This window comes from Microbulbifer taiwanensis (genome assembly GCF_014904815.1).
Classification (GTDB): domain Bacteria; phylum Pseudomonadota; class Gammaproteobacteria; order Pseudomonadales; family Cellvibrionaceae; genus Microbulbifer; species Microbulbifer taiwanensis.
The window spans coordinates 107,731-129,402 of record NZ_JACZFR010000032.1 but is presented as its reverse complement, the minus strand read 5'-3'; the positions used below and the strand labels follow the sequence as shown (position 1 = coordinate 129,402).

General features: G+C 46.8%; 15 protein-coding genes. 11 read left to right on the top strand and 4 right to left on the bottom strand.

Annotated features, from left to right (window positions below; genetic code table 11):
- Nucleotides 1-114 precede the first annotated feature (114 nt).
- Nucleotides 115-1,143 carry a GGDEF domain-containing protein gene (locus IG627_RS12790; RefSeq protein WP_193192761.1) on the bottom strand — a complete coding sequence of 343 codons (1,029 nt, stop codon included), beginning with the start codon at nucleotides 1,141-1,143 and terminating at the stop codon, nucleotides 115-117.
- A 1,348-nt stretch (nucleotides 1,144-2,491) separates the two neighbouring features.
- Here IG627_RS12790 and IG627_RS12785 point away from each other — a divergent pair.
- The 4 genes from IG627_RS12785 to IG627_RS12770 all read left to right on the top strand — a co-directional run bounded on the left by IG627_RS12785 (nucleotide 2,492) and on the right by IG627_RS12770 (nucleotide 8,040).
- Complete coding sequence (locus IG627_RS12785) at nucleotides 2,492-3,037, top strand: PilX N-terminal domain-containing pilus assembly protein (RefSeq protein WP_193192760.1); 546 nt, start codon at nucleotides 2,492-2,494, stop codon at nucleotides 3,035-3,037.
- A gap of 161 nt (nucleotides 3,038-3,198) precedes the next feature.
- The gene (locus IG627_RS12780; protein ID WP_226865040.1) at nucleotides 3,199-6,447 is read left to right on the top strand and encodes a PilC/PilY family type IV pilus protein; all 3,249 of its coding nucleotides are present in this window, start codon (nucleotides 3,199-3,201) and stop codon (nucleotides 6,445-6,447) included.
- 129 nt (nucleotides 6,448-6,576) lie between these two features.
- A complete protein-coding gene (locus IG627_RS12775; RefSeq protein WP_193192758.1) occupies nucleotides 6,577-7,194 on the top strand; it encodes a hypothetical protein in 618 nt (205 codons plus the stop codon).
- Between the two features lie 543 nt (nucleotides 7,195-7,737).
- The gene (locus tag IG627_RS12770) at nucleotides 7,738-8,040 is read left to right on the top strand and encodes a hypothetical protein (RefSeq protein WP_193192757.1); all 303 of its coding nucleotides are present in this window, start codon (nucleotides 7,738-7,740) and stop codon (nucleotides 8,038-8,040) included.
- Nucleotides 8,041-8,441: 401 nt separating this feature from the next.
- Here IG627_RS12770 and IG627_RS12765 read toward each other — a convergent pair whose 3' ends face one another.
- From IG627_RS12765 to IG627_RS12760, 3 genes are all read right to left on the bottom strand, one after another.
- Nucleotides 8,442-8,798 carry an S-adenosylmethionine decarboxylase gene (locus IG627_RS12765; protein WP_193192756.1) on the bottom strand — a complete coding sequence of 119 codons (357 nt, stop codon included), beginning with the start codon at nucleotides 8,796-8,798 and terminating at the stop codon, nucleotides 8,442-8,444.
- 115 nt (nucleotides 8,799-8,913) lie between these two features.
- A complete protein-coding gene (locus IG627_RS21295) occupies nucleotides 8,914-9,297 on the bottom strand; it encodes a VOC family protein (protein WP_377483882.1) in 384 nt (127 codons plus the stop codon).
- Between the two features lie 104 nt (nucleotides 9,298-9,401).
- Nucleotides 9,402-11,483 carry a proprotein convertase P-domain-containing protein gene (locus tag IG627_RS12760; protein ID WP_193192755.1) on the bottom strand — a complete coding sequence of 694 codons (2,082 nt, stop codon included), beginning with the start codon at nucleotides 11,481-11,483 and terminating at the stop codon, nucleotides 9,402-9,404.
- A gap of 392 nt (nucleotides 11,484-11,875) precedes the next feature.
- Between IG627_RS12760 and IG627_RS12755 the strand changes: the two genes are divergently transcribed.
- The 7 genes from IG627_RS12755 (at nucleotide 11,876) to IG627_RS12725 (ending at nucleotide 21,365) form a co-directional block, all read left to right on the top strand.
- On the top strand, nucleotides 11,876-12,724 hold the full coding sequence (locus tag IG627_RS12755) for an alpha/beta fold hydrolase (RefSeq protein ID WP_193192754.1): 849 nt from the start codon (nucleotides 11,876-11,878) through the stop codon (nucleotides 12,722-12,724).
- Nucleotides 12,725-13,903: 1,179 nt separating this feature from the next.
- Nucleotides 13,904-14,806: a GlxA family transcriptional regulator gene (locus IG627_RS12750; RefSeq protein WP_319024565.1), complete on the top strand. Its 903-nt coding sequence runs from the start codon at nucleotides 13,904-13,906 to the stop codon at nucleotides 14,804-14,806.
- A gap of 58 nt (nucleotides 14,807-14,864) precedes the next feature.
- A complete protein-coding gene (locus IG627_RS12745) occupies nucleotides 14,865-17,108 on the top strand; it encodes an InlB B-repeat-containing protein (RefSeq protein WP_193192752.1) in 2,244 nt (747 codons plus the stop codon).
- A gap of 168 nt (nucleotides 17,109-17,276) precedes the next feature.
- Nucleotides 17,277-17,654, top strand: a complete 378-nt coding sequence (locus IG627_RS12740) for a hypothetical protein (RefSeq protein WP_193192751.1) — start codon at nucleotides 17,277-17,279, stop codon at nucleotides 17,652-17,654.
- Between the two features lie 564 nt (nucleotides 17,655-18,218).
- Nucleotides 18,219-18,533 (top strand): hypothetical protein, encoded by a 315-nt coding sequence (locus tag IG627_RS12735; protein ID WP_193192750.1) that lies wholly within the window; start codon nucleotides 18,219-18,221, stop codon nucleotides 18,531-18,533.
- 105 nt (nucleotides 18,534-18,638) lie between these two features.
- Nucleotides 18,639-19,823, top strand: coding sequence for a right-handed parallel beta-helix repeat-containing protein (locus IG627_RS12730; RefSeq protein WP_226865039.1), 1,185 nt, complete (start codon nucleotides 18,639-18,641; stop codon nucleotides 19,821-19,823).
- Between the two features lie 75 nt (nucleotides 19,824-19,898).
- The gene (locus tag IG627_RS12725; RefSeq protein ID WP_193192748.1) at nucleotides 19,899-21,365 is read left to right on the top strand and encodes an FG-GAP repeat domain-containing protein; all 1,467 of its coding nucleotides are present in this window, start codon (nucleotides 19,899-19,901) and stop codon (nucleotides 21,363-21,365) included.
- Nucleotides 21,366-21,672: the final 307 nt, after the last annotated feature.

The following is a 21,672-nucleotide window of genomic DNA, read 5'->3' as shown; positions in this document are numbered from 1 at the left end:
ACAAGTTCAGTATAATCAAAAATTATCTCTCTTTTTTTATGAGATATACAATAGAGATACTAAATGAGTGCCACCAAAGTGCTTTCGTTTTTTCAGATTGGTAAGATAAGTTCCTTACAAGTAAGCTACGATTCTGTCTCTTCCCGAATCTTTTGCGCTGTAGAGTTTTTTGTCTGCAAGCGTAATTGATTGCGTAAAGCTTGAGTTGCTATTAAGGGTAGATATTCCACCACTAAAAGTCACGGAAATCGACGCCCCTTCCCATTCGAACGGATAATTTTTAAAATCGTTCTTGATTTTACTTACAAGGACTTTTGACGGATCTAGCTCTGTGTCAAAAAGAATCAGCAGGTACTCTTCCCCCCCCCATCGAGCAATGATATCGCCACCTTTTGTATGACTCATTATGATCTCTGACAACTTAACTAGTACTGAATCTCCAAAGTCATGTCCATAGGAATCATTAATTTTCTTAAAGTTATCAATATCTAATAAAATCAAAACCGCAGGCTGTAAAATCTTCTTTGCTTCAAGTGCTTCTTTTACTCCATGTCGATTCAGCAATCCTGTTAACGAATCAGTGCTTGCCATGTTTCGATGGCTTTCTGATGTCCTTGAGATTGCACTATAGGAGCCTATACGAATCCATTCGCTAGCTAAAATCAAAACATAGAGCGTAATTGATGTAGCTATTATTCTGCTAGATTCCAAACCGGAGTACTGGTAGGTAAACGAAAAATTTCCAAAAATAAAAATAGAGTTTATTATTATATATAGACCCATGTATATTCCACCGGTCTTAGGACCGACAACCAGAACCATAAGCATCGACACCGAATAGGACCAGTAAACTCCGGTGCCCGAGGCTCCGCCACGTAGCAGTAAAAATGAAGATAAAAGGAATAATAATAGAGCCAAGAAAAGGCTTACAGGTTGCACATTATTTATTTTTCTAGCAACTATAGACAAGACAATTACAGCACCGAAACAACCGAAGAGCACGCTCCCTAGGAATGGCCGACCATCCAGGATAGAGAGCGATCCAAAGACAAACAGAAATATACTCCCCAAACCAGAAAATGCGTGTATAAGAAGCCTTTTTCGCTCATTCTCAATTTCTTCAGGCGTTCTTCCGAAGTTCATTTTATTCCTTTTAGAGTTCTTTGCCAGTCAATTCTATCGATTAAAGACTCCAATTGTTTTCACTTGTATTCTAGAAACTGACTTTCAGGTGCTAATTTATAGTTGCTAACTTAATACCCTATTAAGAAAGTCTCTGATCGGCTGGTATGGAATAAAATAGAATTACGATAAATGAGAGCCACCTATGGTTATCAGGCATTTTCTGGAGCTCCGAAAGTTTAGGTTGCCGTCGCACTTCCATATTTGGAAGTGCGCGGCACTTGCACACCCTGTGAGAGCGTCCGCTCACTCTCTCACAGTTTTCTTAGAATTTCTCTGTCATCTGGGCCATGAGTGGGACAGTCAGGCCATTTTTCTTAGCTGTTACTAGAAACAGCGAGTTTACTCGAGGCTATACAGAGCGATTATCGCTACTAGGCTCTACTCCAGTGCGCCATCTAGTTAGTACGCAGGGATTTAACTATTTCAGCTTCCGATCATATTTTCCTTGCTTCAACTCTGGGGTTCTCTACTACATGTACACTGCCAGATTCCCTGGAGGGCAAGTAAAACGTTTTAGGAAATTTTTCTATGTTTCTGGATCTATGTGAAATATTGAGCTAAAAAATTTGTAGAGGTCATATGAAATTTGTCACTCTTGTCTCGTTTGTGTCAGATTCGGCCTCGATAAAAAAAAGAATAGCAGACATATTTGTTCGCGCTTGGAAAAGAGTGGGGCATTAAAACTAAGAAGCTAAATATTTGGGTGTATAGCATTCTCTTTGTAGAAGCTAGAGTTGCTCCATTGGATCCGAAGAGGTGGTGCTGATCTAAAATTATCGTAACGAAGGCTTGATGACCAGAACAGAAGCAAGAGACTGCTCCAACGATTGTGTACAAGCAGTCTTTTCGACACAGATCCGGAAATTAAGATCAGATTCTAGTAAAGATATTATTAGCAGATATCTTTGAAAAGAAAAGAGAAGAAAAGAAAGGAAAAGAAAGGAAAAGAAAGCAAAGCAGCTATGCCACAAGCAGGAATACACCCCCGCTACTTTCGAAAAGTTCCATAACTTAATCTCTATTTGTAGCCGAGAGATTAGAAGCTCTACTAAAGATACTTCTGACAGTATCACTGAGATTCAGATTTTCTACGGGAGAGCCATACACGAAGGGGTAACGGGTGCGTAACAGAGGGCGATGTCTTATCGGTATCAAATTAATGATTCTAAGATGTTATAAACCTGTTATCTACTGCAAACGACAGTAACGCGGTATTGTTTCAAAAAGGAGAGTCATCCATTGCTGGACTCTGCGGCAGCGGACAGTCTAGAAATCCCCGTACAAACACAATAAAGGTAATAGATTTATGAGTCATTCAATAAAATCTGCTGCAACGCAACAGGGTGCAGTTCTGGTTGTTAGCCTGATACTTTTACTAGTTTTGAGTTTGATTGCGGTCTCCAGTGCTCGCGGTGTACTACTCGGAGAGAGAATGGTATCTGCTTCCCGGGATTCAAAATATGCTCTGGAAGTAGCCGAATCCATGGCCAGGAAAGGAGAGCAGTACATAGAAAGTCTTCAAGATACTAATAGTTTTGGCTCTACCAATTGGCTTCATTCCATCGGAAGCGGTCCGAACGATCTATCTTCTTTAGATACCTGGACAGATAAAAACTCGGTCGAGTGGCCCGTTGCGATGGGTCGCAGTGAAGGGAAAACTATGACCGGACGCATCTATATCGAGCTGGCAGGTTCAACGTCGGACAAGTCCAATGCGTCTGATGTGGACATTAGTGCCGGAGTAACAAAGTTAAACTCCGAGGATATCCAGGTTTTTAAAGTCGTCACACGTGGAACCGGTCCAGCGGGTACAGAGAGGATATTGACAACACTCTACGGAAAAGCATTTTAGAGGAAAAAAGGGTGAATATTAATAAGCTCGTGAGAACAACTCTCTTGGCAAGTAAGTACAGTGCTAAATTTATACTTACCTGGTCCACTTGCGCTGCCGCTGCTCCAGGGGAGCTATCTAACGTGCCATTGTATGCTAGGAGCTCGGCCCAGCCAAATATTATGCTGGTGATGGATTCATCAGGGTCAATGGAGAACGTTGTTCCTGGACCGCTCGGTTACGACAAAAATGAAGTCTACGCTAGCTGCGAGAATCCAATTGGATACAAATACGAGGAACCTCAGGATCCCGGTGATTTCGAAAAATCAGAGGTTAGGTTCCGGGTAACGTTATCAGAAAGCGCTGCAGGGACCGTTGAGTTTACCATCGGAGACGGTATCTGGAGGAGCTGGGATACGAAAAACAACTGTTTTGACGACGCTGTTTACTATGATGAGGCATGGCTATACGCCGATCGCGATAACGGATTCTATTTTGAGACGGGAAATGACAAAAAGTACAGATCAAAAAATGTTAGTGGGCATTTTTTGAACTGGTTTTTCTCTCATAGAGACAGTTCCGATGATTATAGATCGGCAAAATTTTTGAATGAGAATGGCAGTGTTCGAAGATCCAAAGTGGGAGTTCGTCGAGTAGACATAATGAAAGAGGTGCTTCACGAACTAATATCTAATTTATCTGGGACGCGCGTTGGCTTAATGCAGTTTGACGGAAAGAAAGATGGGGGTCGAGCAATGTTTGGTGTGTCAGAGCTCACTCCGGAAAACCGGAATCTGCTGCACGAGCGAGTGGACGCAGTGGATACCAGCAGCTCCACCCCTCTTGCTGAAACTTTTGCCGGAGTAGCGCGCTACTTTATATCCGGCTATGAAGATCAACACCTCAGTTATATCGACGAGGACGGGAGTACAGTTTCGGCTCCTGGTCGAGAAATTTTTGATAACGAACCGGACTGGGATGAGGTCAGTCCGAAAGTGAAGAAACCCGATAACACCATCAACGGCGGTGCTATCCAATATCATTGCCAAAAGAACTTTATGGTGGCCTTGACAGATGGTGAACCCAGCTATCGTGATGACGAAATCAGCAGTCACCTTAAAGGTTACGACTTTGCTTGTAGTGGAAACCCTGCGGGGTGTACGGATGAAAATCAAGGTTACAGCTCAGACAGGGGGGAAAAAATACATGAAATGGATGATGTTGTTAAGGCACTCTTCGACATTGACTTACGCCCGGATCTGCGGAAACCAGATGGAACGCCAGTTAAGCACAATATAACCAGCTTCATGATTGGTTTTGCGGAACCAGGGCTGTCGCAAACTCCACTTATGATCAATGCCGGCGCCCTGGGTGGTGGAGGTCTCTATGAGGCCCAGGATGCCAGTGATCTAACAGGAGTTTTCAATAGGATTTCCAATAGTGTCCATGAGATCGTCGGAAGCTCTAGTGCTCTAGCTTTCAATTCTTCGTCGCTGGACGCTGGATCCGTCGTTTTTAAGGCGAAATTTAACAGTTCGAACTGGAGTGGAGAGCTTTCTGCGCTGGAGCTAGATGATAGTGGCGAAATTTCTAGTGCTCCGGCGTGGGAAGCCAGTGTATTGCTGGATAGCGGAAATCCAGACAATCGGGTGATGCTCACCTATCGAGAGGGCACAGGCGGCGTTGCATTTACGTCTTTGGGCGTCGGTCTTTCAGAATCTTTGAGCGCTCATGCTCAGGATCTGAGCGTCAATACTTCGAGTGGATCACCGGTGGTCGATAGCCGAGCCACAGAACGGCTAGAGTACTTGCGAGGGGATCGTAGTAAGGAGGGCACCGCGAGCGATACTTATCGTAAGCGTGATAGTCGCCTTGGCGATATCGTTAACTCCAGTCCAGTATATGTCGGTGCACCAAGTAATAGCTGGCCAGACCGAGTGCCTTTCCCTACTGGAGCCGACAGCTATTCCAAATTTAAGGCGCAAAAAAGCGGCCGTACTCCGGTGGTATACATTGGCGCGAACGATGGATTCCTACACGGCTTTAACGCACGAACAAGCAGCTCCGATGCGGGTAGGGAATTAATCGCTTACTTGCCTTCGGCGGTACTGAGTACAGATCAAGAGTATGGTTTACATGCCCTCTCATCGCAAGAGTACAACCATAAATACTATGTAGATGGAACTCCGACTGTTTCAGATGTATATATCAACGGGAGTTGGAAAACAGTGCTGGTTGGCGGTCTTGGTGGTGGCGGCAAGGGTTTTTTTGCTCTTGATGTCACTGAACCGGAGAGTTTCAGGGAAACCAATGCCTCAAATTTGGTTCTGTGGGAGTTCAACAGCACGAAAGACAGGAATATGGGCTACAGCTATAGCCGCCCGCAAATTGCAATGATGTCCAATGGGGAATGGGCGGCAATTTTCGGTAACGGTTTTAATAGTGAGACCGGGGATGCTGGCATATTCATTGTTTACTTAGACGGAGATGGCGGAGCTGGAAAAAGCTATACCTACCTTTCCACCGGGACCGCGGATTCGGAGGTTCGAAATGGCATGTCTACGCCGGCGATCGTTGATATTAATAATGATGGAGTTGTTGATAGGATATATGCCGGAGATCTGAAGGGCAACCTTTGGTTGTTCGACGTTTCGACGGTTGGCAGTTGGAATGTCGCGTCGGATCCCCTGGGAGCTCCAGTTCCACTTGTTTCAGTCGGGGAAGCTGAACCCATAACCGCCGCCCCGTTAGTCCTACGTAACACTGCAAATCCCACTGGAAGCGCGCCCAATCTACTGGTTACATTCGGGACAGGACAATACCTTACCGCCGCGGATACAGAAACGAATACAGCGGGTGGCTTTTATGCTGTGTCTGACAATGGATACTATGGCTTAAAAAAGAATAATCTAGAGGCCCGCAGTATAACCGCGAGCGATGTCCCCCAAGCGCTAGGCACAGCGGCAACCCAGCGGACATTGATCGGCGACGAAATCGATTGGAGCAGCGAATACGGATGGTACATTCAACTGAATCAGGGGAGCTATCCTACTGGCGATGTTGCCGGAGAGCGGGTGGTAAATCGCGCCATTCTTCTTCGCGATGTCCTATTCTTTAACACATTAATTCCTTCTGCTGAAGCTTGTTCAGCGGGTGGCCATGGTTGGCTCATGTCTGTGGATGTGAGAACCGGACTAGCTCCTCAGAAATTTGCAGTTTTTGACTCCAACGGTGACGGCAACATAGATGACAATGACCTGGGAGCTGTAGGGCAGTATATTGATGGCAGCATACCAAACAAATCAGATTTCCTAGATGGAAAGAAGCAATATATACCGACCAGTTCGGGAGAGGTAGTTTCTCGAGATGTCAACTTGGGGAAATCGGGAAGGGAAGGACGCTTAGCATGGGAAGAGCTTGTACCATTTTAATCCGAATCTGGAATTTTCAGAAAGTAAATGATCTTGCAATAACAAGGATTGTTAAGGCATGTTAGGAATTTTAGGGATGAGACAGTGACTCTGGTTCTAATAAACAGATATTAATTTGATAGAATTCAAATGGTACCGATTATGGATGCTGAAAAAAAAGAAAGAAACTCTGATATAGATCAAGCTATTTCTGAAAAAGAAAGTTTTTGGAGCTTGGAAAATTTTAAGGAAAAAATGCTTGCCTTAAAATTTGCACGATCCATAGAAAATATATTTGGCGTCTATATAGGCGACCCATTGAATCAGATATATACCAGATATTTCCTGGAAGTGTATACTGATCATCATATTTCAATATTGTTGTCTACAGATCCTTATTCGGATGCTATTTTTGACGGCGTTACCGAGGATTGCTTAAAATCATCTAGGCTGTGGGTGTTTCCCGGAGCCTTTTTTGGTAAGCCAAATTTTAAATTTCTACTGGCAAAAATGTCGAGCAACCATTTATCTTCTCCTGAGAGGCTGTTACTGCCGTCAAAAATTCTTAGCGGGCTTTCTCCAAATTATATGCCGATTATAACAAATGAAGATTTATGTGAGTTTCAACAGAAAACACCGTGTTTAAATTTAAAATTTATAGATCTCAATAGGCTAAGAGATACAGGTGTTTTGCCTCCTATAAAAATGAATGATTTGAGCTTATCAATGTCGGAAAAAATTCAGAATTTGGTGGGTTTGGGATGTTAAGTGTAAACTTAAAAAGCTGAAAGTGAGTGGATTCATAGGGTTTATACAGCGAACTCTAGTAAACACTGCACCAACTCTTACAGGGGAATTTTACGTCAATCATTCAGCTGATCGCGCTTAGATTTTCTAAGCATACTATGATGATTGAAAATGTATTGATATTTTTAGAGTGCATTTTCTCTGTGGGTACAATAATGTAACTATTGAGGTGGTCCGGTCTCATCGACCGCAACAAGTACGGTAATTATCTAAGTTCAGTTACTTTGCTGCATTTAAAATATATCTCTTTACTTGGCTGAAACCGACACTCCGTGTCTTGAAAGGCACTTGAGTCTGATGCGATAAGATGGCATTTTAGTGTCAAGTCCAAACAGGGTAACTGTGTGTCATTTAGTCATCCTGTCTATTCGCGTACTGACACATCTCTTGTTGTGTGTATCGGAGTTTGCGTGATCCATTTAATTATCAGTTCGACATGATAATTCCCTTAGGTCGCGCTGATTTAACCGGATCGAAAGTCCGTTTATAAGTAGTGGTGGTTCTATGAAATTTTCTGTAGCTTTTGCTTATCTTTTCACTGTAAGTGCGTTAGTTGGCTGTGCAGCAGGGGCTGGTGAAAAAAATGGCTTTGCTTCACCGGGTCAGACGAATAAAACAGCCAGCACGGTGGATGATGAAAAGGATACAATGGACTGCAAGTTATATCAGGTCACTGGTTCTCGTGTTGGCCGGAAAGTCTGTATGACGAACCGGGAGCGAGAGAAATTGTCCGAAAAATCTTCAGAAATTCTCAGGAGTCAGGTACGAAAGGGGGGGCTGGGAAGTTCTCGACAGGGCCCAGGATAAAAATCTGGTTGGCTTTAACGGGACTTGATATTAATCAGCCCGCCAGAAATCAGAGAAATGTTGACGAAAAATCTAATTCGCGATGAAAGTTTTCTACCAAAAAGAAGGGAAAACTGGTGCGAGTCCCCACCTAAAATACAAAACAACCTGGATTAATATCTGCTCATGTAAAGCGGGAAAAGCTCTATCATGGTCGTAGAATAAATGACCAGGCATCAAGTGCGGCTTTAAATTCGGTTTTCTTAAGCCTAGAGGAAACAAGAGAATCGCACCGAATACAGCTTAGGTTATCCATAGGTCCTGGAGGACAAATGCCAGATTAATATTCTCACTGTATAATCCAAATCCATGTTTAGTGATCTCCATGGGCGCAGGAACTGCCGGAATTAGTGCAAACGGTTCTAGAAATCTTTGCTAACAATCTCCGACGCTAACATATACTCTCTAGTGAATTCTATTGCTGTTTCTGACGAAAAATTCTTACATGTAAAGAGAACAATTGCGAAAAACTGAGATTTTGTCCAGACATATATAGAAATTCCAGAATCGATCAGTGGTAAGAATGCGTCAAATCCCTGATTCTCTTCCTTTCCTAGACTTTCCGGTACATGAACTATCGGACTTCCATAGAATTTTAGGCTTAGTTTACTCGCAATGGAAGTTAGAAATTCCTCAACTTCGTGTTCGCCAATTTCCCTAGAATAATACCCTTCAATTAACAGTCTCTTTCTTGTGATACTTGGAGCGATGTTCTTCATATACTTATTTCCTAAAAGGTAGATTGTATAAAGTTATAGGTTAGCATGTAACTGTTCTGGCCGACCTGGTCCAGTTGTTTTTATATTTTCAATGGATTTATCTTGGTGTAAGGTGCTAAATGTTCTGATTAATAGATTCACTATAGTACTTAAATTCTATGATATTTCCGCATGGGTCATTGATCGAGAACTTTCCAGACTCGCAATGTTTTCCCTGATTCTGTGATACTGGAGACTGTATAAAAGGAATTCCTTTGCTCTTTATTTTCCTCAAGTATGTGGACCATTCGTCGCGACTAAGAATCACTCCGAAATGGTCGATTGATTGGCATTGCGATACTCTGCTCGCTTGATGGACTGTGATTTGATGCCCAAAGAATATAACATCACACCACATTCTACTGTCTCTACCTAAGGTACAATCAAGAGTTTCAAGATAAAAATTTTTAGTCTCTTCTTTGTCAATTGCTAAGAATGAAAGATGAAATGGTTTGATCAAAATGTAAAACCTTTATTTGGTAAATAGCATGGAATCTGGATTTACCTGACAGAGTACTTTTTGATAGAAGATATCTGTCAGGTAAATCTGATAATTACAGAATCCTAGTACCAATAGACTTTAAAGTCACGGAACGTTCCTGTATGACCTGTTTTAGTATCCCGTATCACAAGACTCCATTCCCCTGGCTGCCATGCGGCGTGAGTCAGGTAGCTGCGCCATACTGAAGGGAAGGGCGACAGGTCGGTCGGTTTATGGCCTTTTATCAGGTGCTCTACCCCGCTGGGACTCCGTAGAAAGATTCTTAAATCTCCTTTCGCTGGATGATCGATTCTGACTAGAACGCGAGCCATTCGGCCAGGCTCGTTTTGCCCGCTATCTGCGACGACAAAAGAGCGTCTTAATTCGCCAGGTCTATATTCGTCCGGACCTCCGGGATAGGCCTCGCCAAGTAGTTCTGCATCTGGTATCGCGTTATCACTGGAAATCTGACTGTAGCTTGGCGCAGGTAATCCCGTAATCTTTACTTGCTTATTGGTGGATGGATTCGAGTTGTCACATCTGTATGGCGCAGGTGTTGTTCCGCGCCGGGTCCACCAATTGTTGAGGCAGGAACCCAGGGCGACTTGGCCAAACTGATTTGGGTGCATTGACTCCTGAATCCTACCTTGGACACCATCTAGTACTTCGCCAAGAACCAACGCGTCCCAAAGTGATTGTACAGCGCCACGTGTATTCAAATCGTGATCAATATATCTGACCCATTCCATGTTTCCTGGATTTGCAGGCTTGTTGTAAGACGCCCGAGCTGCATCCATCTGGCAAAGTTTGTGCCCCTGGAAAAGATCTTTGGGGTTTATGAAATCTACCTGCTCTTCGTGCGCTAGAGTTTCATACATACCATTAAGCTTTGGTAGCAGTGTATCCACTACAAAGCGAGAGTCTTCGCCGTTAAAGGGGCATTTTCCGGTTGATCTCCTATCTCCGCTTTCGTATCTATTGTCGCCAAATCCTGCGATTATATCTGGATACCCCATTAGCACTATTCGATAGTCGTCAGGGTCGGTTTTTCCCTGCCGCAACATTTCCTGACGAATCATGTTTATTGTAAGTGCTGTTTTTCCATATACATCCCACAGTGCTGGTATGGTTTCATCAGCGATATACTCATAGCACTGATCGTCTACCCAGTTGTCTAACTCCCAGCCCCAATGCTTTACAAACCATGCCTTAACACAGCTGCCGATAGCTGCGCTGAAACCCATATCATTTCCACCAATGCCTACGACGATAAGTTTCACATCGTGGGTCAGGTTTAAGTTGGAAAGCTGTGTTATTTGCGGTTCTTCTCCTTTGAAGGAATCTCCACCTTCGGCAACAGGCCACAGATGCTTGTTGCGAGCGCCAGAGCAGGCTAAGTTAACGGTTTTCTCAAATCCCCGGCGGATCATAAACGGAGGTATTGGAAAGTATGGATCTCCTGCTAGCTGGTGAATCGGAGCGCTGTAGGCTCTGTGACATGCATTGCTTATGCTATTGCTTTCATAGGCTTCATCCCAGCGTGCAACAGGATTTCCCCTGTGACCAGAGGGTAAGTCGTCAGAGAGGAACCCTGCTGAGTCGGTTCCCATATAGCCAGAGAACCTGGTATCCTCGTCGTTTGTATTTCCGCGCCAGCGACCACCCTCACCCGAAGAGAAGCTATCTCCGAGTACTACCGCGGTAGTCGGCTTAGAGCTGTTGCCGGTTACGTTTGCGCTAACTACCTGGCTGTATCCAGAACATTCATAAGTCTCCGATGCTTTAGGCGAGACATTACCATCACTGCCGCCTCCACCGTTACCGCCGTCTACAATAAAAGCGCATCCCCTTGCTCGATAGTAACGTGTTCCGCCGAGCGGATAGTTAAAATCAGCTGAATGACTTGAGTTGGCGTTTCCATCGTACTTCAGCGACCAACTTGCAGTGCCGTTTGGGCTTTCGTAAATTTTAATATTGGAGTATCCGCTGTTCCATGCGATATCGTATCCGGTCGAAGAGTGATGGTTAACAGTTAGGACCGGAGGATCTACATTATCGGCGCCAATCGCTTTGTGGGAAGAGAGCGCGCCAATGAATATGCAGCAGTACGCAATTGTAGATCGAGAGATCTTTTTGTTGCGATATAAGAGAAATTTTTGTCTCATATTTGAGATTACCTCTGTATTTAGTTCTCTCGAACCGATTGCCGAATGACCACCTGCCGATAGTATCAGTTAAACGTTCTACCGAAGGTGGCTGCCACGCCATTAGCTGGTCAAAATGGACACTTACACTTTTTATATCAGTTAGGTTGGTAAAGCCTGGTTGTTACCGTTGCCTTGTACTTCACGGCATGGATTTCCAGATCTTATAGATATCTGGTTCATTAGTGCGAAGCTATTGCTGGTGGCGAATGTTTGGATATTGGGGGAGAACCTGGGTATGCCTATTGAGTAGTTGCTGGCGCTTTCGGCCTGACAGTGGCTCTTTCGAGTGGAGATCTTTGACTCATATTGTGTGAGGATCGCGGGGTATCTTTTTATGTGGCTGTGTAGAAATGAAAGCAGATATCTTTGCCGTAGATCGCGTAGAAAATATCGATGGGATGTTATTTCACTACCGCGAGTGGGGAAGATTTGGTGCCCCCCCACTTATCATCTTGCATGGCCTTACTGGTCATGCCTGGGAGTTCGATTCTATTGCGGCGGGCCTTGCTAATGATTTCCGCGTCCTTGTCTTGAATCAGCGCGGACACGGAGACAGTTCGTGGTGTGACGACTACTCTATGTCCGTGATGGTAGAAGACGTGGGGCGCTTTGCTGATGCGCTCAGCCTAGAATCATTTAGGCTCATCGGACATTCCATGGGGGGAGTGAATGCATGGTCTTTTACTGCCTGTAGGCCTGAGAGGGTAGAAAGATTAGCAATTCTGGACATTGATCCTGAAGTCATTTCTAGTTGTAGCTTTGCAGCCGGTATGGGAGCGGTTCTCAGCAGGTTCTCGGTGAGTAAATTCAATGAAAGGATTGAGGCTGTAACATCTTACATACACAGCTACGGTTCTGGTGGAGATTACGAGGAGTTGTATAAGTTTGTTTGCAATAATGTTCGGATGGCTAAAGATGGATGTTGGGTATGGAAGTTTGACGCGAGAAAATTGATTGAGTGGGTCGAGGAGGCTTCAGCGAGTGAATCCCTGCACTGGTTTAGGCTCGGTCAAATCCGTTGTCCTACCTTAATATCGCGCGCGAGTAATAGTTTTTTTACGACTCGGAGTGTCGCTGAGCGAATGCAGAAAGAGATTCCTCGTGCAAAGTTAGTGGAGATATCGGGAAGCGGGCATGATATCCATATGGATAACAAAGATGATTTGCTTGCAGAGTTGATAGAGTTCTTATGCCATTGATATATGTCGGGTATATATATCTAGTTGTTTTTCAGGGGCGGTTTTTATGTCGATTGTGGATGCATGCTTAATATCTAAGTGCTCTCGCTCAAGTTGGATGTAGTAACTATCTGATTCTCCAGCTGGATCACGTACACGCCCAATATTATCTGGTTTAGCTTATTTTTTTTCTTTCAGTATGACAAAGATCTATGGCTTCTATCGGTTGCTTCAACTAGTTGGTAAGTAGCTTCCGAGTCCGAAGCAATTTCTTCGATTGGGGATTCTTCTGGCTACCCAAGATATTCCGATAATAGTCCAATGTAGGAGTTGGAGAATGAACAGTCAGGTATCGTTCGATTGTATGCTGTAAATGATAGGATTTTACTGTTGAATTTATTCAGCCTGTTGGGAAATTGAAAGCGAAGTCAAAGATAATAGAAGTAGCAGGGGAGGTTTTTAGTATAGGGAAAGTGTGGAGCAGGATTGAAGGGTTTGAGTGCGCTGGATTAGAGTTCTGGACTCCGACTGTGGAGATACTATATACAGTAAATCAATTAAAAAAAACTGAAAGCCGTTGCGAGTGCCTTAATTCGTTGGTGTCGGTGATCTATCGGTCCTTGTTGGGTCCTGCGAACACTGGATCATGGTGGGTAGGATTGGCTTTCTCAGTGCAATCGGAGTTGGCAGGCCATCGTTTTATCTTTTGGGCTTCCTGTGAGCTTATCAACTCTATTCTTCACTGGAAGGTGCGGAGCAGAGAATTCGGAGCCATCCAGGTATATCGCTTGTTGGCAGTTATGGCCTGTTGGAGACCCGAATCGCGCGACCATTCTCATTGGTTTTCTGAGAGAATGGCAACAAATACAAATAATAAGTAGGGTTTAAAGTTTTACATGGAAAGTAGCTTGTACGATTCCTTTGCCGTTGGAGTAAGAAATGTAGTCAGGCAGGACGAGTGCTCAATTATTTGTTATCAGCGTTGAGTGGCTGCAATGCGGTAGCCGTTTACTAGTTGTTTTGGCATTTGGCGGATTAAGGGTACTAATTTTGAGGGATCAGCGTTCCGGGCCGTTGAGGGTAGCTATTCTTGTGTTGCCCGAGGCTACTGCTTCCACGATATATGGGTTGCGCGATGTATTGGCTTCTGTCGGTCGCGATTGGCCCCTGGTAACCCGCGGTGAACTGGGAGAGCAGTGGGTGGAGCCTGTACTGCTCGCCGCCGATTCCAGCAACCTCTTCGTTAGCGATGGTCAGGTTCCCTTCCGGCCCGATGCGACGTTATCGGAGGGGCTGGAGCCGGACCTTGTCTGTATTCCAGATCTTTATTTGCCGCCAAGTAAAACACTGCGCAACCGGTACCCTGTGGAGTGCGCATGGTTGAGGGACCGTTTCGAGGGTGGGGCGGTCATCGCTTCGGCCTGCAGTGGAACTTTTTTGCTGGCCGAGAGTGGGCTGCTGGACGGCTTGAATGCAACCATTCACTGGGCCTACGCGGAAAACTTACAAGCTGCCTACCCGCAGATCCGAGTTCACCGGGAGCAGGTGTTGGTGGTGTCGGGCCCTGAACAGCGCATTATTACATGCGGTGGTGGGATTTCCTGGCAGGATATGGTGCTGTATCTGGTGGCACGCTTCTTTGGTCAGGAAGAGGCGCGTAACTTATCGCGACTCTATCTGCTCAACTGGCACGACCACGGGCAACTTCCCTTTGCTGCCGCTTCTCGGCCTAGGCAGATGGAAGACCGAACTATAGCCGACGTGCAGGTATGGCTGTCTTCTCACTATTCTGAGCCCGGTATCATACAAGCCATGGCTGACAAAAGCGGCTTGAAGGAACGGTCTTTCAAGCGTCGGTTCCGTAAGGCGACGGGCATGTCCCCAATAGAGTATGTGCACACACTGAGGGTGGAAGAGGCTAAGCATATGCTGGAATCAGACAGCCAGCGTATAGAAATGATCGCCCTCGAGTTGGGCTACGAAGATGCCAGTTTTTTTCGCCGGCTGTTCCGCCGCCGCGTGGGGATGACACCATCTGAGTATCGAAAGCGGTTTATGGGGATTCGACGAAGCCTGCAGCGCGCGGAGGATCCTTTATCGTGATGGGTCGATGGCAAGGTTTTGAAGGAAAGCTCTTAGTAATTTGTAGAAGGGAAACTCCATGAAAGCTATGAGAAATTTCACAATCCTCGGAATTGTTCTTTACTTACTATTTTCCTTATCCGCCTGCGGTGGTAGCGGTGGTCACGATGGCGAACCCGTCGAGGACGATCCCATCGGGAACGATCCCGGAAGTCCGCCCCCGACGGAATACTACTCCCTCGCTGCTTCTGTGGAAGGTAGTGGTTCAATAGTCTCCTCCCCCAAGGGGATCAACTGCGGCGCAGTATGCAGTGCCGACTTCGAGGCAAGCGCCGTTATCACGCTGACGGCGACGCCCGCTGCCGGATCCAGGTTCTCCCACTGGAGTAAGGACAGCTGTGGCAGCCACTCAATCTGCGAAGTCACTCTGTCGTCCCATGCTGATATCTCCGCAGTCTTTGCCGCCCAGCCAGTGGGCGGTCCTTTTTTATTCAAAACCGATGAGGCGCGCTTGAAGGCGTCTATCGACGCTGATGACCCGGAGGCTGTTGGCTCTGGTTCCAATCGAGGTGGGCAGCCTCTTGGCTTCATTACTCTCATTGAGGGAGCGGTGGAAGACAGGGAGTATTATTCGGACATTCCAACCTTCCAAATTGCCTTTGCCGGTTGGCTGAGTGAGGACACCGACATGTTGCAGTTGGCCCACGACGAGGTCATGTCGTTGGTTAGTAGCGACCCGGACGGCGACCAGGGCCACAGTAGCAATTTCCAGCATGTGGAAAGCCGGATGCTCATGGTGGCCGCGACGGCAGACCTGGCATACGAACAGTTCAATGAAGAAGAGCTCGAACTGTTGGCAGGCTGGGTCAATGGCACCCTGGACAACTGGAATGACGCAAATCAGGATTATTGGCCTTTCGACGAGCCAAAGAGCAATTACTGGCAAAACGGTATTTTGGCACATGTGATCGCTTCGGTAGCCACGCAGGATTTCAATCCCCGTGCCGATGAGTGGAAGCAGGCCGTCCACCGCATGGCGAACCTCTGGATAGAGCGCACTACGGCGTCGGAATGGCAGGGGCCCGTGCAGTCGGAAGGTCACTACTATTCTGCCTATGTCGGCAATGCAATTTGGGCGCTGCAATTGTTCGATGCGGCGGAAGGTACTGATTATCTTCAGCAGTCCGGATTCGATGCTGCGGAATACCTGGACCTCCTCATGTACCAGACGCGTCCACATCTTAAGCACTTCTTTGAAGTGGGCTCCGAGGCCAATGCCAGTGATGCGCGCCACACAGGCCTGGCCTTCCGCTATTGGCACCAGTTAATCCATGCTGCCGGCGGTGACAGCGAACAAGCGCAGCACGCCAAGAGTGTCCTGCAGGTAGCAGACAGCGAAGATGCTACCTTTATCGGACGCAACGTGCGTGGCTTTGCCAACTTCTACTGGAACATCGGCGATTTCGCCGCCGCGCCATTGGATACTAAGGCTGACAGGCTCTTCGTTGCCCCGACACCGGGTGCCGGCCTGATCGGCCTGCGCTCGACCCTCGGTTTCCAGGAGAGCGCTTGCGCAGCGTTGATGTTCGCCAACAATTTCGGTACCGCCCCAGAGTATTCGCACGGCAACCCGGATGCCCCTGGCTTCCAGTGGGCCTGTGGCAGCGACTGGATAGTGACGGATCCCGAGTACTTCAACAACAGCGGTATCCTCGCCGAGGCAGGTAGCGGCGTGCTCAGTGACGTATCCAATATCGTCACCTTGGAAGGGCAGAAATACAACAACGACGGCGATTTTCCGGCTATCTCTCACGCAGAGGACAACCGCGGCGCTGCGACACCGCATTCCTATGTGCAAATTGACGCTCAACCCTACTGGACAGAGGCTGATCACTATGTGCGCGACTACGCCTGGCTTGGGAGTGAGTTGAAGGCGCTGGTGATCTTTGACAGGGTTGATTCTGAGACAGAAAAAAAATGGCGGCTTCATCTGCCGGTGGAGCCGCAGGTCGATGGCAGCGAGGTGACTTACACCGCCGGCGGCAGAGAGGTCCGTGTGCGCGACCTGACCCAGGGCGTCAACGGTAGCGATTGGCAGAAGGAGAACCTTGCCGACTCGGTTACCACTGAGGATGTATGGCGTATCTATGAAAGCATTCCGGGTGGTGACTACCGTTCTGTCAAAATCCTGGATATCGATGCCGCTGTTCAGCATGCTGAGCTAGAGATCAACGGCGATATGTATGCATTGACCCTAACCGTGAACGGTGAGGATATGGAAATTCGCTTTCATGCCGACGGCTCCCCCATGGAGCTACAGTAAATCACTTGTCCGCCGTTACTGTAGGAGCGGTCGTCGTCAGCGAGTACTCCGAAACTTTTAGCGGCGCCAATTGGGACTGCTGTCAACTCCCGCAACGCGGGCACAGACTTGACCGTAGTAAACATCGGGCTCCGTCCCGCCTCACGCTTAATCAAGGAGAAACCATAGATGAACAAAATACTGGCTACTGCCGCAACTCTGGTGTTTTCCACCGCCGCCCTGGCCGGCAGCAGCTTCACTCCTGAAGTGGTGATCAATGACAACAGCGCCTACGGTGCGCTGCGAGCGGTGCGCCAAAGTCAGGACAAAATCCAGTATATCGGTTGTACCGTCTACACAGGCAGGTTCGGCAGCTCCGCCACCTGTTTCGCCAGGGATATTCTGGGAGAAACCGAGAGCTGCTCCACAACCAGCGCCGAGATGATGCAAGTAATATCCTCTATCGACGCCGACAACACTCTTTACTTTGAGTGGAATGCAAGTGGTGAGTGTACAGCTGTTGCGGTGCACCGCAATTCCGACTCTATTGCCTACGAAGAATCATAGAAACATTCCTAATCAGGAGGCTATTTGTGGCCTCCTCAGTTTTCTGTCTGATCGAATGCCTAGTTTCTGGTGAAACTAAGACCCCTTGCAAATACCTCCCATTCTCTGGGGTTAAGAAGCCTTGTCTATAAGCTTTGCTTACTTTCAAGCTATGTTCGCTTATAGCTCAGGCCTCGCTTCGGGCTGGCTTTCAAAGATAATTTCTAGTTAATTGTTCGACAATTGACTTCCACTTTTTTTCTAGAAAACGTTCATATTAGTAGTTGTGAGTTTCTGCTCATGGGTACTTCCTAGGATTAAAATTATAGTACTGTAGTGTTGTATTGGATAATTTTATGCTGCAATGCGGACCAAGAGAAAATGTGTGGTGAGATAGGTTCTAATAACTTACGTAAACTTTTAGTAGTTTCTATAGAAAAATTTTGATGTCGTTTTCATGGTTGTCACAATAGGCATGTATTTGTCGTTAACAGCTTTGTCTCGAAGGTATATTGTTTGGTAAATTTCTACTTCCATTATTATGGAACAACGTTTGTAAATTTCTTTTAACTTACTGGAAGGTTTATGAAAAAGATTTTTTTTGCTTCTTCGCTATTGCTAACTTCCATGTCTGCTTTTGCAGGTGGGCCCTACGATGGAACTGTCACGTATCTGAAAACCACAAGTTTAGGTGGCGCTAATAATACAGTTTACATCAGTGCCAGCGTTGATGATTCACCGTGTATCGGAACGAATCAAGATAATCGATTCGTTATAACAAATGAGGTTCAGCATACAGTGGCTTTGTCTGCCCTCTTGTCGGGTAAGTCAGTTCGGATTTACGGTAATGGTGAATGCGAAGGTGATACTGAAGTTGTCGGCTCGATTAGTGTTTCCTGAACTAACTAGATAATCGGCTGGATGTAATGTGCGGGTGTGGTGAATGCGCTTTAGTGTTCTCCACGCTCTCACTTTTGAAGCTATTAACAGAAGTTGGTGCTCGATTTGAGTTTTATTGTTCCGCTCTTGCTTTCCATTGGTGTAATTAAGAACCCTCCGTGCTCCAGTGAGGAGATATCGGATATTTTGGCTGAGCCTATCGTGATCGATGAGGACGACCCGGATACCTGGGAAAATCGTTTTGCTAATGTCAGTTGCAGCGTGCAGTTGCAGCCGGGTGATCTGGTGACCAAATCTTTACGTTTTATCGGTCCAGCGGCCAATCATTTGGTTTTTGACTGTAATGGCGCCACTATATCCCCTTTGGGTGCACTAAAGGAAGAAGAGCCCGCCTTGCTCGTATCTTCGGCGAAGTTTCGTGCCGGGGATGACTACGCACATGAGCCGGTGAGGAATGTGACTATAAAAAACTGCAAGGTTAGGGGCAGTACGCGGGTTCGCAGTCAGTTTTATCGAATCGGAAATGAAGAGTTGGCGACCTATAAGAATGAGCGAGGTCCGGATTATGTTCGGGAGCTTAGGTCGGTTGCGCCGACTGGAATTACTTTCGATAATCTTGATATTGTCAACGGTAGTGGCGTGAGTCTGTATATTGAGCAGGGCGTGACCCACACAACCCTGAAGAACTCCCGTATTAAACACGATAATGCAGGCGGCCCATCGCTGTATATCGATGCAGAGGCTGCATACAATGTGGTCGAGAATAATGAGTTCCACCACGATAGCAGCAATTTCCGTGAGGTCTTATCGATCGATGGTGCGGAGCACAATCTGATTACTAGGAACTGGTTTTCCGGTGTCACTTTGGGTGGTGTTTTTCTATACAGAAATTGCGGAGAGCGCGGTGAGGTCCGCTATACCGGCGTCAGAAATAACGAGATCAGCGATAACATTTTCTACTACCAGGATGCCTGGATTACCAGGCCTGCGGTTTACGTTGGGTCCCGGGATGGCGACAGCCTGAGTGGCTACTGCGACAAAGACAGTAATGTTTCCAGACCGTGGGACATTAGCGATGTCGATCCTTCGTTTGGTTGGGATGGAGACTGGGAGGCAAGCAATACCGATGATCGGGATTTTGCCAGGTTCAATACGGTATTGCGTAACAAAATATGTAACCATGCGCCCGATGGCTTCTTCAAGGTAAAGAATGTCGGGTTCAACTTCGGCAACGCTATTTACGATAATCGCAGCATATCTTGTGATAGTTCAGATCCTATCCCGAGATAGACCCGGTTGCGCCCGGTTCGAAACCTGGGCGTACCGATCGAATTACTGAAATCTCATTAAAGTACGGGAATGACCATGAGTGCTCTGGTTTCTATCTTGCTATCGGTTGGAATCATGGGGAAGGAAGTTCAAGCTGTTTCTTATAGCGGCTTGGAATCTGTAAATCTACCAAGCAGAACTGTTGAGCAAATAGCCGCCGGTCCGCCTTCCGTTGCCGACTTTGGTGTCGAAGACGATAACCTGCAGCGGGCGCACTGGTCCAACGTGACGATTTTCAGTAGTCCTTTTAATAAACACCGTATTAATTTTCCTGCTGCGACTGTAGATAAATACTGGAAGGCGGTAGCCGACATGGATGGGGATGGCCGCAGAGATCTCATATTCAAAAGAGATGGTAAGCTTAAGCTTGGCCGCAACATAGGTAGTAATAGTCGTCCAGAATATCTAGCGCCGATAGATTTATTCGGTGAAGGCGATTTTTCAATGGGTGAGGTAGGCGATGGAAGTTTGCCGTTAAAATTGACTCTTTCCACAGAAATCATTGGGTCTAAGGGTGTCGGTAAGTCTACAGTGGAGTATGTGAGACTGCAGGACCTCAACGGCGACGGTCGATTGGATATTGTCGATGCTCGCAGCCCGGGAGAGTGGATTGCCTACATGAATATGCCCTCCGGTCATGGCACCGGTGGGTATCCAATTTACTGGGAGAAGCTTACGCTGGCGGTCGAGCAGCGAGTCGATGAGTGGCGCTCTCGGGTGTCTGTGGGTGGCCATGGAGGTGACTTTAAAAACGGCTGGGTCTCCGGTGCCCGCTTTCCACTGTCGTGGACTCTGTCGGGGACTTATCGGTTAGCGGAGGCGTGGGGCTACGCCTTTTGGGGATGGAATGTACAAAACAGCTGCACGGCAGTTACTTCGCTGGATCCCGTCCAGATGTCGCGTACCGCCTGTGCCTGGGAGCGCTTTCCTTCCAGCGATCTGGAGTGGCAGCTTGGCTCCTCAACTGTTTTTGACTTGGTGTTCGATCTCACGGATGCAAACGGTGACGGCTATGTAGATCTTGTTTCTAGTAGATGGCCTCAGGGTTTTCAGGTCATTGGTCTGACACCCGCAGACCTTGAAAATACCGTGGAGAATCCGGAGTGCCGGCAGGGTATTTGTGAGCCCGGATTGTTCCGGGCTGAGGCAGGAAGGCCCTGGGAGCAGGATTACCTCGGTCTTGTGGTTCTACCCAAGCCGGAATCGGTGCTTGAGGATCTCCCAGCAGAATTGCAAGTCGTTCGAAACAACTACGATAAGTTTGCAACTTGCTTCGATGATGGAGAGGTCTATTGCAATCCGGTGCCGCCGTTCACGATTGATGCGTACGAAAATTGCTATTCCTGGTACGGCGGATTTCGTCGGGACCTCAGTCCCACGCATCCATCAAGTTGCCTGGTCGAGGACATTTCTACGAGGTGGCAAGGGAATATTCGTGCCCAGCAGCAGTTACCGCGAGGATCCCTCACTATCATTTCCAATGTTGCGGGCTTTGGAAATTAAGTTGTGGTCTTAAGGTTGGTGGCGGGTCGGGAACCGAGATTCTATAGTAATTCGAAGCGTACATTACTTTTTGCGCTAGCAGTTTTTAGTCGACCAGTGTCGTCGGTTATGGCTGAAAATAGACGATCTGAGATCGAAGCTCAATTTGGGGCCAAGATTGATCCGGAAGTCTATTACAGAAATTGGCGGTCGCGCTATTACAAACGGATTCTTTGCCGGATGCCATGGCACTGGTCACCGATATAGAGTGGTTGAGCATCTCTTGAATTTAAAGATGAGTCTCGCTCTGATGCGCGCTTTTTATAAA